The sequence below is a fragment of the Dehalobacter restrictus DSM 9455 genome (assembly GCF_000512895.1).
Taxonomy (GTDB): domain Bacteria; phylum Bacillota; class Desulfitobacteriia; order Desulfitobacteriales; family Syntrophobotulaceae; genus Dehalobacter; species Dehalobacter restrictus.
Genome location: NZ_CP007033.1, coordinates 2,140,125 through 2,154,161 on the forward strand (window position 1 = coordinate 2,140,125; position 14,037 = coordinate 2,154,161).

Annotated in this window: 13 protein-coding genes and 1 pseudogene; 3 read left to right on the top strand and 11 right to left on the bottom strand. The window is 37.9% G+C overall.

Going from position 1 to position 14,037, the window contains the following annotated elements:
• Nucleotides 1–5: 5 nt before the first annotated feature.
• From DEHRE_RS10255 to DEHRE_RS10295, 10 genes and pseudogenes are all read right to left on the bottom strand, one after another.
• Nucleotides 6–2,066, bottom strand: coding sequence for a S8 family peptidase (locus tag DEHRE_RS10255; RefSeq protein WP_242836943.1), 2,061 nt, complete (start codon nt 2,064–2,066; stop codon nt 6–8).
• Nucleotides 2,030–2,215: a hypothetical protein gene (locus tag DEHRE_RS15355; protein ID WP_242836945.1), complete on the bottom strand. Its 186-nt coding sequence runs from the start codon at nt 2,213–2,215 to the stop codon at nt 2,030–2,032. The genes DEHRE_RS10255 and DEHRE_RS15355 overlap by 37 nt, the downstream gene beginning before the upstream one ends.
• Nucleotides 2,208–3,275, bottom strand: a complete 1,068-nt coding sequence (locus DEHRE_RS10260) for an ATP-binding protein (protein ID WP_025206005.1) — start codon at nt 3,273–3,275, stop codon at nt 2,208–2,210. Before DEHRE_RS10260 ends, DEHRE_RS15355 begins: the two co-directional genes overlap by 8 nt.
• A gap of 259 nt (nt 3,276–3,534) precedes the next feature.
• Nucleotides 3,535–3,783, bottom strand: a pseudogene (locus tag DEHRE_RS10265) (hypothetical protein); the annotation flags it as partial.
• Nucleotides 3,784–3,995: 212 nt separating this feature from the next.
• Nucleotides 3,996–5,243 (bottom strand): recombinase family protein, encoded by a 1,248-nt coding sequence (locus tag DEHRE_RS10270; RefSeq protein WP_025206007.1) that lies wholly within the window; start codon nt 5,241–5,243, stop codon nt 3,996–3,998.
• Between the two features lie 372 nt (nt 5,244–5,615).
• A complete protein-coding gene (locus DEHRE_RS10275) occupies nt 5,616–6,011 on the bottom strand; it encodes a hypothetical protein (RefSeq protein WP_025206008.1) in 396 nt (131 codons plus the stop codon).
• Nucleotides 6,012–6,312: 301 nt separating this feature from the next.
• On the bottom strand, nt 6,313–7,197 hold the full coding sequence (locus DEHRE_RS14155; protein WP_025206009.1) for a hypothetical protein: 885 nt from the start codon (nt 7,195–7,197) through the stop codon (nt 6,313–6,315).
• Between the two features lie 235 nt (nt 7,198–7,432).
• Nucleotides 7,433–7,894 carry a hypothetical protein gene (locus DEHRE_RS10285; protein WP_025206010.1) on the bottom strand — a complete coding sequence of 154 codons (462 nt, stop codon included), beginning with the start codon at nt 7,892–7,894 and terminating at the stop codon, nt 7,433–7,435.
• 16 nt (nt 7,895–7,910) lie between these two features.
• Nucleotides 7,911–8,348 carry a restriction endonuclease gene (locus tag DEHRE_RS10290; RefSeq protein WP_025206011.1) on the bottom strand — a complete coding sequence of 146 codons (438 nt, stop codon included), beginning with the start codon at nt 8,346–8,348 and terminating at the stop codon, nt 7,911–7,913.
• 35 nt (nt 8,349–8,383) lie between these two features.
• On the bottom strand, nt 8,384–9,136 hold the full coding sequence (locus DEHRE_RS10295; RefSeq protein ID WP_158407250.1) for a DUF6710 family protein: 753 nt from the start codon (nt 9,134–9,136) through the stop codon (nt 8,384–8,386).
• Nucleotides 9,137–9,247: 111 nt separating this feature from the next.
• Between DEHRE_RS10295 and istA the strand changes: the two genes are divergently transcribed.
• Nucleotides 9,248–10,762, top strand: a complete 1,515-nt coding sequence (istA, locus tag DEHRE_RS10300; protein ID WP_025206013.1) for an IS21 family transposase — start codon at nt 9,248–9,250, stop codon at nt 10,760–10,762.
• Complete coding sequence (gene istB / locus DEHRE_RS10305) at nt 10,755–11,495, top strand: IS21-like element helper ATPase IstB (RefSeq protein WP_025206014.1); 741 nt, start codon at nt 10,755–10,757, stop codon at nt 11,493–11,495. The genes istA and istB overlap by 8 nt, the downstream gene beginning before the upstream one ends.
• Nucleotides 11,496–11,813: 318 nt before the next feature.
• Here istB and DEHRE_RS10310 read toward each other — a convergent pair whose 3' ends face one another.
• Nucleotides 11,814–12,893, bottom strand: a complete 1,080-nt coding sequence (locus DEHRE_RS10310; RefSeq protein WP_025206015.1) for a radical SAM/SPASM domain-containing protein — start codon at nt 12,891–12,893, stop codon at nt 11,814–11,816.
• 114 nt (nt 12,894–13,007) lie between these two features.
• On the opposite strand from DEHRE_RS10310, the gene DEHRE_RS10315 reads away from it, so the two are divergent.
• Nucleotides 13,008–13,997, top strand: a complete 990-nt coding sequence (locus tag DEHRE_RS10315; RefSeq protein WP_019226936.1) for an IS5 family transposase — start codon at nt 13,008–13,010, stop codon at nt 13,995–13,997.
• Nucleotides 13,998–14,037 lie beyond the last annotated feature (40 nt).

Genomic DNA, 14,037 nt, shown 5'->3' on the forward strand with positions numbered 1-14,037 from the left:
TTCATTTACTTTTTATGAATATCAATTCTATTTTTAACATCAATTCTGTTAACCAGCCAACCATTTAAAGTGCAATTTTTTATAAATTCGTCAATTCTATTAATACCATTAGTTTCTTTCAATGTAACTATAACGCCAAAACGAATCCCCATTCCATCTTTTGGATCTAATCTATTGTTTGTTTTAATTTCCATCCCCCAATTTTTATTATTATATGATATTTTGGGCATCATTCTATCTTTAGGTCTTTCAGCAACATATTTTACGTTGTCCCATTTTCTAAATCTGTCTCTTGCTTCACCTTCTAGGAGATAGTTTTTCTCGGTATTTAATGCTTCCTCTTGATTTTGCTTATCACCTTTAATATCGATTACCTTTCCCTGATTATTGATTCTTCCGAAATGAAGATTAAGTTCTGTATTAGTATAATCAACACCTTGCGTTCTATCACACATAGGGAAATAACACATGGTTGCTCTTGCGATATATGGGTATTTATCATCTTTAATCGGAATCGGGAAATGATAATTATAAGTGTTCCATTTTTCGCTTACATCAGATACTAAAAATTTAATCTCATCTTCTTTTGTTTGAACAATATTGTCTATTTTGATAGGCACAACACCATGTCCATAAAGAGCGACTTCTTCCGGAGTTGGCTTTTCATTCCAATCTCTTGCAGCATCAATAATCATTGCTTTAGCAACTTCTCTGCTCAAACCTAAAACATCAATTAAATAGGATAATTTACGGGCAATCCAAGGAGAAGCAAACGAAGTACCAGCAACATTTGCTGCACCTAACGGTTCGCAAACTTGAATATATTGCTCCTCACTCCCGCCATAATAACTAATATCAGGTTTTGCAAAAAATGATAATGCAAGCCCTTTTCTTGCATATTTTGTTGATAGACCTTTCCTAGTCACCGCATTCACAACCATGCTGTTTATTGAATCAGCAGGCGAACCAATTTTCACAATATCATCACTAGGTTTATTTGTTCCTGCTACAACAAAAATAACATCATTTTCATACTGAATTTGATCTAATACCGTAGCTTCTGCGGAAATAAAATTATCATTAACTTCTTGATTACTCCCAAGTGAAATATTCCAGACTTTTATATCTTTATTATTAGCAATAATATTTTTTATTTGCTTTATAATTGTAAAAGATGAGAATTTTGAGCCAGTTGCAACACCAAAGTGGCGTACTTTAAATCTACCACATCCATCATCCAGCCATGGATTTAACCTAGCACCATCTACAATAAGCGAAGACACAGCCGTACCATGACGATAATCATTTGTGCTTTTCGGAAGATTATCATCAACCATATCATAATATTCTACCCATTCACTAAAATAAACACGTTTATCAAACAAGGTATCAATGACTCCAATAGTTGGTTCAATGCTCGGAGAAGGGATATACAACATACCCTGCTGGTATTCTTGAATAAAATCTTCGGGGGATAATTCTGCTAAATCCACCGTTGCCATTGAAACAAGGTAAGGAGCTTTTTCAAATAAAAGCTTTAACTGATTTTCGTCTAAAAATACTGTCTGGTTATCTAGTATTCTACTTGTTAGAATATCAATTCCTATATTTTTAAATAATATTTTTGTATCTGTACCGGTGTTATATATTGTAATAATGCTTTGCTTGAGTTGGGGGGGGGCCATCTCCACCTCAAAATCATCGATATATGAAACATCCGCTACCACTTGTTTAAAAACAGATTTGCTCATTGAAAATTGTTTAAATGGAACTTTATCGATTATTTTATTGTCATCAAAAATAGTTTTATTTATACCATCTTGAAACCTAGAGTTTAAAACATCACTTGCTTTAGAAAGCAAATCAATACTTTTATCTAAATCTATAATATCTAGAAAATAAGTAATTATATGTTTACTCTTTTCGCCATTGAATTTAGCCCCAACAATAGCAAAATTAGAGTCTTTTCCTCTAAACAATCCAGATATCCGATTACTTTTTGCAACTATTTTATTGTAATAAACACTAATTAAGATGCCTTGAAAAGGTTTTTTTCTAGTTCCCAAAACTCTTTAATTTGACCTAGTTTAGATTTCAGTCTAAGCAATTGCTCACTTGACACTACTTTTTTACTGTTCAGGGCAGCTCCTCCGCCATTGCCGCTTTTTGAAGCTTGAACAAATCGCTTACCTTTCAGTTCTAGTACATTATTCATCTTGATCTTCCTCCTTATTCAGCTTTCTTGATACAGCACTTTTAGATTCCCCTTTAAGTTTTTCTATTTCTCTCACTGTAAAACCTTGTATATGAAGTTGGGTAATGTCAGTTTGTTCGAGATTACCGATTAGATTATTGTAAAGTCTTCTTAAGTAGTCATGCTCAAAATTCACATCACTAAATGCTAAAGATGTTTTTATAATATTTTTTAGTTCTCCAGGATACGGTAGGTTATCTGTTGCTTTCAATATTTTTTTAAATAACCTTGTATCTTTTGAAATACCTTTAAAATTTTTAATAAAAGATGAGAAGTAATACTCAGCAACTTCAATCAAATCTTCCTTACTATATCGATTAAAATTAATGACTGCATCGAAACGCCTTGTTAATGCTTTGTCAAAATTTGAATATAAATTTGTTGTTGCAATAATTACTATTTCTTTATTTAAATCAGTCAACCTATCGAGTTCTCTCAAAATAGTTGAAGTAACTCTGCCCATTTCACGTACATCATTAGAATTAATCCTATCCAATGCAATTACATCTATTTCATCGAATAAAATAACAACTTTATTTGAATGTGGAATCATATTTATTTCATTAAATACGCTTGTAATATTTTTATTAGTTTGACCTAATTTACTGTCAATTAAGTTATCAAAATCAACATAAAACAATGTTCTATCCAGTAACCGAGCTACATGCTTAGCAGCCTCTGTTTTCCCACTACCAGGCAACCCTTCAAACAAAAACTTGTTAATTCCTACATTATGATTTACAGCATTAATAATACCTTTTATATCACCAGATATCTCCATAGGTAAATTAAGTGGTTCCATCCCTCTAGTATCTAATTGCTTTAAAAACTCACTTACAAAATCACTACTTTGAGGCGTATACAAATTTGATTCTGAAATTAAACTCATAATATATTCAGCTAACTGATAGTCACCAATACTATCAAAGTATCTTGCTATATTAATGGATTCATTTCTAAAAGCATTCTCGTTTCTTTCAACATGATATTTTATTAAATTTAAAACGTTTTGCTTTTTCATAATATCGGCCCTCCAATTTCTTTTCTTATTATATCATGTAGCGGGACAAATTGTACATATGTGGGACAAAAATTGTTTAAGTCATTATATTTTGCTTTGCAAATTATGATACTTATATTTTCTTCTAAGATTTTTCATAATAATCTTTTTTCCAAATATAAGAATATAAAGAAAGCCGTGAACTGATTTCAACTCACGGCTTTTGCTAATTTCTATTCTATTTCACCACGTTGCAACAGGCATACAACCTCACTGTGACTTGTCTCGTTGTTTTACCCACCCATGCCTGCGTTATCTCATCAGTTAAAATTGCAAAATCACGTTTATCTGTTATGTAGCGTTTTTCCCATTCATCGATCCGTTTCTTTCGAACTTCAATTGTATTCAAACGCTGGTTGATCCAATTACGAGAATATCCCTTTTTGAGATAAGTTTCCAAAGCTCGGTCAATAGCAAGCTCCGGATCTGCTGTTTTGTCAATCCGCTCGCTACCCACTCGAGCCCACCACAAATTTAAACGGTTATCCGCTAAATAGCCCACCGCTGTCTTTTTTTGTTCATATTCATTTCAAACGATACTAAACAAAAAGACCTTGCAAAGCATAAAACAAGCCTCTCAGCTTGTCTCTTCTGCGTTGGACTTTACCCCAATCAATTTTTGTCGAGGCTTTACCCTCCATTCTTATTAATAATTATTAGTATATCACAGATTCAGTCATTCTAGAATGAGCTTTCCTCCTGTGACCCATTCTTGCAGATAACCAGGATAGATGCATCAAAAACCTGGATTTTATCAACTTCATTCCTGATTATGCCTTCATCATAAACTCCGTTCGGGCAAACAGCCGTACTCAGAGTATCCTGTACCCGTCCTTCATCAAGAGTAGGGGAATGGGGACATGCCTCCTTGCCTTTCTCAATCCGGGTCGCGCAGCGCCAAACAACTTTGCCTCTTTCCGTTCTTCTTCGATAAGATGCGCCGCAATCGCCGCATACAAGCAAATTCCCCAGAAGGTATTTGCCGTTATATTTACTGCCGCTGATTTCCACGGTGCCATCCTCATTACTGATAACCCTTGAACGCTTGGCCATTTCCTCCTGAACCTTGTCGAATACTTCAGCAGAGACAATAGCTGGATGACTGTCTTTCACATAATACTTGTTTCGCTGCCCATCATTTCTTCTTTTCTTACCGGTCATAAAATCCTCGGTAAAGGTCTTTTGAAGCATGGTATCGCCTTTATATTTCTCGTTCTTTAGCATGTCACGAATCGTTTTCACATTCCAATCATCTTTGCCTGTTGCTGTTTTAATCCCCTGAGATTCCAGATAAGCCTTTATTTGTCCCAGTGACAGGCCATGCAAATATAAATCAAATATCTTTCTGACTACTTCTGCCTGGTCCGGAACTATGACAATCTCACCGTCAACGCAAGTGTATCCCATGAAATTCTTGTACTTCGTGTAGATCTCGCCCTTTTCAAACTTGCGCTGAATTCCCCATTGAATATTCTCGCTGATATTCCGGCTTTCGTCCTGTGCCAGCATGCCCCTCAGCGTAATCTCAAATTCTTTATCTGCCTCGATTGAGTCCAGTTTCTCATTTTCAAAATGCATATTGATCCCTCGCTCTCGTAAAAATCTTACAATCTTCAAAACCTCCAGCGTATCCCTCGATACCCTGCTGATTGACTTTGTGATAATGTAATCGATTTTACCTTTTTCTGCTCTCCTGAGCAGTTTATCCAAACTTTTTCTGCCGCTTCGTCGAAGTCCACTTTCGATATCATAGAACACACCGGCAAATAGCCAGTTGGGATGGCTTTTTATCATTTTCTTATATGCGCTTATCTGAATCTCAAGGCTGCGCATCTGCTCTGGCCCGGATGTGCTGACTCGGCAGTAGGCGGCAACCCTGAGCTTTTTATTTTCTTTGGGTTTAGGCGGTATGATTCGAACATTCTTCATCTCAACCTTTTATTTGTGTAAACATAAACTGGATAAGACACCCATACAATTACATTTTACAAAACAAAAGACGTGAAAGATAGCCTTCACGTCAAAAACACATTTCTGTGTTCGTCCTCCTAAACCCTTTATACATCAGCGTTTCAGCCTCTGCAACAGGATTATTACCTCCACATGCCTTGAGGATACAAAAAAGATGCCGTATTCCTCTGGTACCCCCTTGGCGGGGAGGCATCTTTCAGAAGCAGACGCCTGGTTAGGGCATTTTTTTGCAAATTTAGCGTCTGAATTTGCGTTACAGTTCAAATGAATTGTAAGCAATAAAACCTTCAAAAGCGTGTTCATCTCTTGAAGGTTTTATTGCTTACAATTTTAGTTCCAACCATTTATAATTTCCACTAAAGCATCAAGCGACTTTTCATCCATTGGCAAGTCGATATCTGTGATTATCCAATGTTCGTTGGAACACACTCCTATACGATCCATTAGAACATGATGGTTCCCACTACTCGGGTCTTTATCTGGAGGTTGCAAAGATACTAAAAATTCTATACCGTCTTTTGTTATTTCAATCCATTTCCAGTTAGATAGATCGAAGGGCTTATTTAAACGACCGCCGGATTTATATTCCTTCAGACCTTTTCCGGCGGAGCCACGCTTTTTAACCTTAAACCCTTGTTTTTCAAGGTAGTTAGCAATCTTTAGTCTTTCGGCTTCCCGACATTCTGTATATACCTGTTTGATTAGTTCAAAAAGTTTTTCATTCATATACCTATTGACTCCGTGATTTTATTTGCGAGTTTTTTTACGAAGTATTGATTGCTTGTACGTCCATTTTGCAAAATATGTTGTCCTATATCGGTCTTGATATATTTCATTTTTGAAACCTACCGCAATATTAATGCCTTCGTATTACTATCCGCATTTACCATTAAATAACATAACCGTACCAGAGCGGCGGCTGCATAGCTTTTAGCGTGAAGAAGTTCTATAAGTGCGACAATAGCATAATACAAGGTATCTGAATGTTTATCCTCGCCAACCGACAATATAAAGTTTATCGGTTCAACTAATCCTTGTCCAGTTCCCGGTCGCTAATCCAATCCTGAAATATTGGATAATTTTTAACTTGTCCTGCCTTCGCCTTCAGATTCTCGATGATTTTCTCCTTCTGCTTGTCGCTCATGGAATCGGAAGCTTCCTGCGCCGTTTTCAGTATGTTTGTAAATTCGTTTCCGACCACGCTTGTGATATGCTGATCTTTTGCCTCAATACGCCCGTTGCCATTTACAATCTGCGTTCGATCCCAATTTTCCCTGCTTCCTTTACTGTAAAGCGTGATTAGCATTATGCCCATCATATTTGTGATGGTTCCATATGTCCGATCGTCTTCATAGCAAAAGGTGTAGCTTTGGATTCCTCTGTGGAAAGTGGCATGTGGTCTCACCCAGGTCACTTCTGTGTTACCGGATATTTCTTTTATCTTTTCAAAAAAGAAAATATGATGCTCGATTGTTCCGATGTCGCTTCGCTTATTTAGGAGGTATTCCCGCATGTTCCATTCACAGGAAATCAGATGTTCAAAGGCATCAAGGCCGACTACATGGTTCCCCGTAAAATCCAGCAGATCCAAATAGAGGCTTCTCCAGCTTAAGGATGTCAGAAAGTAATGTAATCTGGAATCGTAATCAAACTGAATGCGTTCTTTCTTTTGGTACGGATGGAACAGGGTGTTTGCAAAGTAGGTCTCTTTTTCACTGAATAAGTCCTCGCAGCTGGCACATAGCATATGGTGCTTTTCGCTATCTTGTGCAGGGACATTCGGATTATCCATGTTCCTGATATTACCGACCGCAGTTTTCTTCAAAGCGCGCATCACCATCTTCGGAACGATGTGACTCAGCTCAAGCTCTGTTTCAGTGCCGCAAAGCGCACACTTTTTTAATTGATACATTCCATCACCCCCCCAAATATCGATTCTAATTATACTAGAAGAGAGAATATCTTCTCACATCTCTGGTATCCCCTTGACGGCTACGTGTATTTCAGAAACAGCCAGTTGCAGGTTGAATTTTGCCATATCAATGACTGCATTTTGCTTTACAACCTATGTAAAATTGCAAGCAATAAAACATTCAAAAGCGTGTTGTCCTCTTGAATGCTTTATTTGATACAATTACCTGAGATATCTATTTTTCTTTGAAAATTACTTGACCATCTTTATTAAAGGTCCACTTTTCAAGCTGTTGATCGAAAATAACTGTATCTATAGTTCCATCGAGCATTTTATAAAGAAGAGTCGCTACTTTGGCTCCCTCGTCGATTACTGTCGTACATACTGATTCGTGACTGTTAAATTCATAGTCGAAGCCGCGAACCGGAACTGTAACTCCACACAGATTAATATATCTTATCTCCTCAAACTCATATTTACCCTTTGTTGTTTGGCCCGTAACCCTTTTAAATGAATTAAATATTGGAGACAAAACTTGCTGGAATGTTTCAGTCTCATCACCATTCTCGTTATAAAAATATGTTTCAGTCGTATCCGTTTTTTGCTCGTTTCCAAAATTGCTTCCTAATGCTGCAGTTATCTCATCCCGCTGAGAAGGATCAGCTATAAGCCAAGCTGTAATGCGAGGTGTATCCATAAAGATCATCCTCATATTAATAAAACAGTCGCCTTAATCTTCCCTCCCAATCCTCTTCATTAAACTCTTTGAGAATAGCCAACTTTATATTTTCATCTTTGGCAAACTTTACTGCTCCCTTAGTAAACCCTTTTGTTGTAACGACTATTGCATCATCAGGTTTTATTTGAGCGACAGCTCCATAAAAATCGCGAATGATGCCAATTCCAACAATGTCGTTATAATCCTTACATTCAACTAAAATTCTTTTTTTATTACCTTGCTTTTCGATTGTAACGTCAATCTGATGCTCGGCGGTTTTTCCTTTGCCTCTTAAACGTAAGTCGTGGATTACTACATCATCTTCTTCAAAAATCTTATAAACCACAGCAGCCAGTCTTTCATATTTTGTGCCGACTTTCAATTTCTCGTTAGTGATATGCCTATCATAAATATTATCCAGGTAATCTGACATTTTCCCCTATCTCCTTGAAGCCTATTGGTAATTGCTTAACCCAAAAATGAGATATCATTTTTGATTAACAATCTACCAATTTCATATATAGCACCTAATTCAAAGTTCCTGACCTCTTGGATAACTTGGTTACTTTCATTATCCCTGTAGTGGATTCCATCAAATCTAGCCTTTTCGTATAACGGAGCTAAGTCAACCACCTCTGTTGGATGAATAATGCCTTCTCTTTTTATAATACCGCTTAAGATTGAATGATTACCATTATAAACAATAGTAATGCCAATAGGTAAAAATAATATTGACCTATGATTCAATTTATCAAATTCAAATGGATCCTCGCAATCAGCACCTATTCTTGTTATAGCACTTTCAAATCTATCGATATTCCAAGCGACTGGAATTACTAAGTTATCTTTTAAGCTTATTGACATTTCTCCATTATTTTCGATAGAAACGCTTTTGTATATATATTCATTATTGTTGTCTTTTACATCACGACCCAAATCAATAAACAATACTTCTACATCGTCAACTTCTTGTCCTGTAAAAAGTTGCATTAGAAGTCTCTGCAAAACCGATAAACCAATTCCATTAATATATCTGTAAATTGGGTGTAGAAAATTATCGGATGTTTCCGATTTATCAATAATTCTTTGAGCTATACCAAGAATACTTTTTAATTGTTTTTTTCTGTCTTCATTCTTTTTATTTATAAAAAACATCTTTTTATATCCCCATTGTGAATGGTAAACTAAACCATACCATTTTACGCCAATGAAAGCATACAAGTTTCTGCCACAAAGCATACAACATTTCGCCAACGACCATACAACTTAAATCAAAGACGGCTCTCGTACTTTGTTAGAATAGAACTAACAAAGAAGTCAGGAGCTGTTAGAATGAAAGGATTTAAGATGTATAAACAGATACAGCAACTTAAGGAGATAGGATTCACTCGGTCTCGAGCAGCCAAGCAGCTGAACATAAATCGGGAAACCGTAACACGGTATTGGAATCTGACGGCGGATGAATTTGCCATACAGTTGTATAGCATTAACCGGGAGCTGTTACTTTCAAAATATGAGGAAATTATCATCAGCTGGCTGAGACAATATCCAACAATGACAGCTGCGCAAGTATGCGATTGGCTCAAAGAGCATTATGGAGAAGAATATATCAAAGAACGTACTGTCAGCCGTTATGTCAAAGGATTACGAGATAAATACAATCTTAAAAAGTCCAACCATCCCAGGGATTATGAGGCTGTAGAAGAGCTCCCAATGGGTCAGCAGCTACAAGTGGACTTCGGTGAAAAGTGGATGCAATCCATTGATGGAGGACGTGTAAAGGTTCGCTTCGCAGCCTTCGTACTCGCTCATGCCCGTTACAAATGGGCCTTCTTTCAAACTCGCGCATTCACAACAAGCGATCTGGTTCGCAGCTGCCATGAGTGCTTCAGATACATGGGAGGAATGCCGCTGGAGCTGGTATTTGATCAGGATAGCATTGTCAGTGTTTCAGAAAACTATGGAGATATTATTCATACCTTTGAGTTTGAGAAGTTTCGGCAGGAATGCAATTTAAAAGTATACCTTTGCCGCGCAGCTGATCCGGAAAGCAAGGGTAAGATCGAAAATGTCGTTAAGTACATCAAATATAATTTCTTGGAAAACAGACTCTTTGCTGACGAAGACATTCTCAACAATTCGTTCCTGAATTGGCTGGATAGAACCGGCAACGCCAAGACTCACGGTACTACTAAAAAGATACCGGCTAAAGTGTTTGAGGATGAACGAGAACACCTTAGCCCCCTGCTGGACATACGATCAAACAGTGATGTAACCATCTACAGGAACGTTCGAAAAGATAACACCATCGTTTACGACAGTAACCGATACTCTTTACCTCTTGGTACATACAACAAGCAAAAAGAGGTCAGCATTGAGGCGAAGAGTGAAAGATTGATCATTATGACCGTTTTCGGTGAGTTTATCTGTGAACATCCAATCGCAACCGGCAGAGGTCAATTAATAAAAAGCACCAGTCACTCCAGAGATGTTACCGACTCGATGGATAAAGCTCAAAATACGGTTGATGCGTTGTTATTATTCAAGGCAACAGATTTTCTGCAGACAATCCGAACAGAAAAAGCGCGCTATGCCCGTGATCAGTTTCGTCTGCTGCAAACATTATGCGATAAATATGGGATTGATGACGTGCTAAATGCCATCAAATATTGTGAGGTGAGCAAACTCTACGGAATAACTTATGTAAAGGATTTTTTAGAGCACAGTGCCAAGCCAAAACAAGTAATCGTCCTCAATGCTATTCCGGTTAGCAACAGCAAGTACCATGTAACCACTGAGAAACGCTCTCTGGACGTTTATGCAAAGGCAGGTGGCAGCCATGAATGAACGGATTGAACGTGTCAATGCATTGGTGTCTGGACTGCATTTGGCCCCTGTCGATTTAGAAAACCTTTATGCTAAAAAGAACAATCTCACACCTCTGGAAAGCATTGAGGTTTTCCTTTCAGAGCAACAACGTCTTCGGACGGAAAAACAAAATCTAATTCGTAGAAGAAGAGCAAATCTACCCGCCGAAAAAACTTTGGAAACCTTTGACTTCGGATTCCAACGCAGCGTATCCAGAGAGCAGATGCTAAGGCTGTCCGACATGACTTGGGTCGAGCAAGCGTTCAACATTTGTTTCTTGGGGCCACCCGGTATCGGAAAAACACATTTGGCCTTATCTTTAGCGGTACAGGCTTTAAACTTGGGTTATGCCGTAGCTTTTACGACCTTGGATGAACTCATGATTACACTGAAAACCTCACAAATCTCAACAGCCAGTAAGAGACGCATTAAAATACTCAACTCGGCAGCCCTGGTTATTATTGATGAGGTTGGTTTTATGCCGTTATCTACTACAGAAGCAAATTTGTTCTTCGGCTTTGTGTCCTCCATGTCCGAGAAAACATCACTGATTATTACCTCAAACAAGGGTTTTGATGAATGGGCTGACTTCTTAGGTGATGCGACGATAACAACTGCAATTTTAGATCGGCTTATCCACCACTGCGAGATTTTAAACATGACAGGCAACAGCTACAGACTTCAACACAGGAAGACAATTACTCAATGCTAAAATGTTGTATGGTTTGTGGCGAAAAGTTGCTGGTTTTACTTGACTGCTTACACCCATATTATATTGATGGTTTATTGTTCTGCTCAGACCAGCGAAATTACTTTTGCTGGCACCAAGGCTAATCACACGTACAAGCTGATAAAACTGATAGATTTCTGATTATCGTTTTTTTGTTTAGCACAAGGCAGAGGTTTGTACCTCGATACAGATATCATCTGGTGTTCGCAAATCGCTGCTTTCCCAAGAGGAGCTTATTCCCTCCGCAGTATCAATAATTAAACGGCATACCCTCTCTAATTAATCTGTCTCGTCTTTCTTTTAATTGCCCATTTCTTTCCATTCAAGCATCATTTTTCTATTAAGTTTTGCGATATCACAAAAATACTCATTAACTGCTAAAGGATCCCCCAGAGGGTCTTCATTTGCGTTTCTAACCATACACATGGTACAAAAATCTTTATCAGGACATTGAATACATTTAGGAAAATCTTTTCTTCGCAAGCCTCTTAGATATTGTATTCTTTCAGAATTATTCCAAATATCTTCGAGAGAAGTTTCTTTTACATTACCAATATTATAATCCTGCCAGCCAGCACATGGATATACATTCCCGTTGTCAGCTATGAAAATGGATGAATGACAAACGCTACAAACAAAATCGTTTGATGTAATATTCTTTTTCTTCTCCGCTTCCCTTTCCATTTGCTCCATATAACTTGTATCAATCACAACAATATCGTTAATCACTTCTCTGATTTCATTAATGGACAGACGGTTACTAAGATTTTGTGTTGTATGATTATATCTTGCTATGATGACATAATCATCTCCGACATGAATCTTATGTTTTTTCGCCCAATTTTTAACATCATCATAACAGTTTTTGTTTTGCTTCATTATTGGACAGCTTATTTGTAAAGGTATATCGTTTTCAATAAGTTTCAAAATTGCATTTTTTGTTTTTTTAAAACTTCCTTTCATTTGGGTTATTTCATCGTGAATATTGGAATCCATTGAGTATAATGAGACTTGAACGCCTAAAAGAGGGTTTGTTCTCATTTCTTTGATAATTTCATCATTAAGTAAAGTTAAATTGCTAAGGACATTTACTGAAAAATCGTATTCTTTGCATTTTCTTAAAAAATCGCAAAAGCTTTTGTGCAACATTGGTTCCCCACCACTTAATGTTAAATGCAATAACCTCATATTTTTACATTGTTCTAAAACATCATAAAACAAATCAGCTTCGATATCGCTTACTTTATTCTCATGTGGAATATAGCAATGTACGCATCTTTCGTTGCACTTGCTTGTAATTTCTATGTGTAAATTTGTAAGTTGAGGTTTGTCTTTAAAGTATTCTTCTAAAAATTCCTGTGAGGATTTTTCAGGATGCATAATAGTCGGAGAATAATCTTTTTTTATTATCTCAGGTTCTAGGGAAACACTGATTAAATCGCCCCCCGGACAAAAAAATGGTAAAATTAAAGAAAACAGTAACAGGTGGTAAAAATGGGGCAACAAACCTTTTCGGATATAGAATACTCAAACCGACGGAAGAAAACGAAACGAGAAGAATTTCTTGAAATAATGAACGAGATCATCCCCTGGGACGAATGGGTGGCGCTTATACAGCCGCACTATTTTGACGGTAAGCGCGGTCGTCCACCGCTCGGGATTGAAAAAATGCTGAGAATGTATCTGCTGCAGATATGGTTTAGCCTTTCTGACGAAGGTGTAGAGGATGCCATTTACGACAGTTACGCCATGCGAAAATTTATGGGAATAGACTTCATACATGAGCAGGCGCCGGATGCGACCACCCTGCTCAAATTCCGTCATTTGATTGAGGAAAGCGGCTTAGGGAAGGCATTCTTTGAGGCGATCAACCGTTGTTTGGAACAGTGCGGACATATCATGAAAGGTGGAACCATTGTTGACGCCACACTGATCAGCGCGCCATCCTCAACGAAGAACGCAAGCGGTAGCCGCGATCCGGAGATGCACCAAACAAAGAAGGGTAATCAGTGGTATTTCGGCATGAAATGCCATATCGGTGTGGACGCAGGGACCGGTTATATTCATGGTATAGCGGCAACAGGCGCAAATGTGCATGACATAGCCGAAGCGTCAAAGCTAATGAGGCCGGAAGACGAGGTTTTCTACGGTGACGCCGGATATTTGGGACTAAATAAACGACCGGAAATCACAGAGGACCCTCACAAATCACAAATTGATTACCGTATCGCTGAGCGTCCCGGAAAGAAACGCAGCATGGACAATGGCCCTGCACGGGATTTTTATTGCCATATAGAGTTTCGGAAAGCGTCTGTCCGAGCCAAAGTGGAGCACGCCTTTCATATCATTAAGAACATATTTGGCTTCAAAAAGGTTTGTTATAGAGGAATTGCCAAGAATCTGAATAGACTGTATATGCTGGCCGCCAGCGCAAACCTGCTGATGTGCGCCCGAAGCGGCGGCTGGCGAAGCCAATGCGCGTAATCCGGGGATAAGTACGCCTTTTTTCGAGAATTACTCGGAA

Coding starts and splice junctions, on each gene's coding strand:
- DEHRE_RS15355 (WP_242836945.1), bottom strand. CDS start 2,215: ATGAATAATGTACTAGAACTGAAAGGTAAGCGATTTGTTCAAGCTTCA.
- DEHRE_RS10260 (WP_025206005.1), bottom strand. CDS start 3,275: ATGAAAAAGCAAAACGTTTTAAATTTAATAAAATATCATGTTGAAAGA.
- DEHRE_RS10270 (WP_025206007.1), bottom strand. CDS start 5,243: ATGAAGAATGTTCGAATCATACCGCCTAAACCCAAAGAAAATAAAAAG.
- DEHRE_RS10275 (WP_025206008.1), bottom strand. CDS start 6,011: ATGAATGAAAAACTTTTTGAACTAATCAAACAGGTATATACAGAATGT.
- DEHRE_RS14155 (WP_025206009.1), bottom strand. CDS start 7,197: ATGTATCAATTAAAAAAGTGTGCGCTTTGCGGCACTGAAACAGAGCTT.
- DEHRE_RS10285 (WP_025206010.1), bottom strand. CDS start 7,894: ATGGATACACCTCGCATTACAGCTTGGCTTATAGCTGATCCTTCTCAG.
- DEHRE_RS10290 (WP_025206011.1), bottom strand. CDS start 8,348: ATGTCAGATTACCTGGATAATATTTATGATAGGCATATCACTAACGAG.
- istA (WP_025206013.1), top strand. CDS start 9,248: ATGAAAGGATTTAAGATGTATAAACAGATACAGCAACTTAAGGAGATA.
- istB (WP_025206014.1), top strand. CDS start 10,755: ATGAATGAACGGATTGAACGTGTCAATGCATTGGTGTCTGGACTGCAT.
- DEHRE_RS10310 (WP_025206015.1), bottom strand. CDS start 12,893: ATGCATCCTGAAAAATCCTCACAGGAATTTTTAGAAGAATACTTTAAA.
- DEHRE_RS10315 (WP_019226936.1), top strand. CDS start 13,008: ATGGGGCAACAAACCTTTTCGGATATAGAATACTCAAACCGACGGAAG.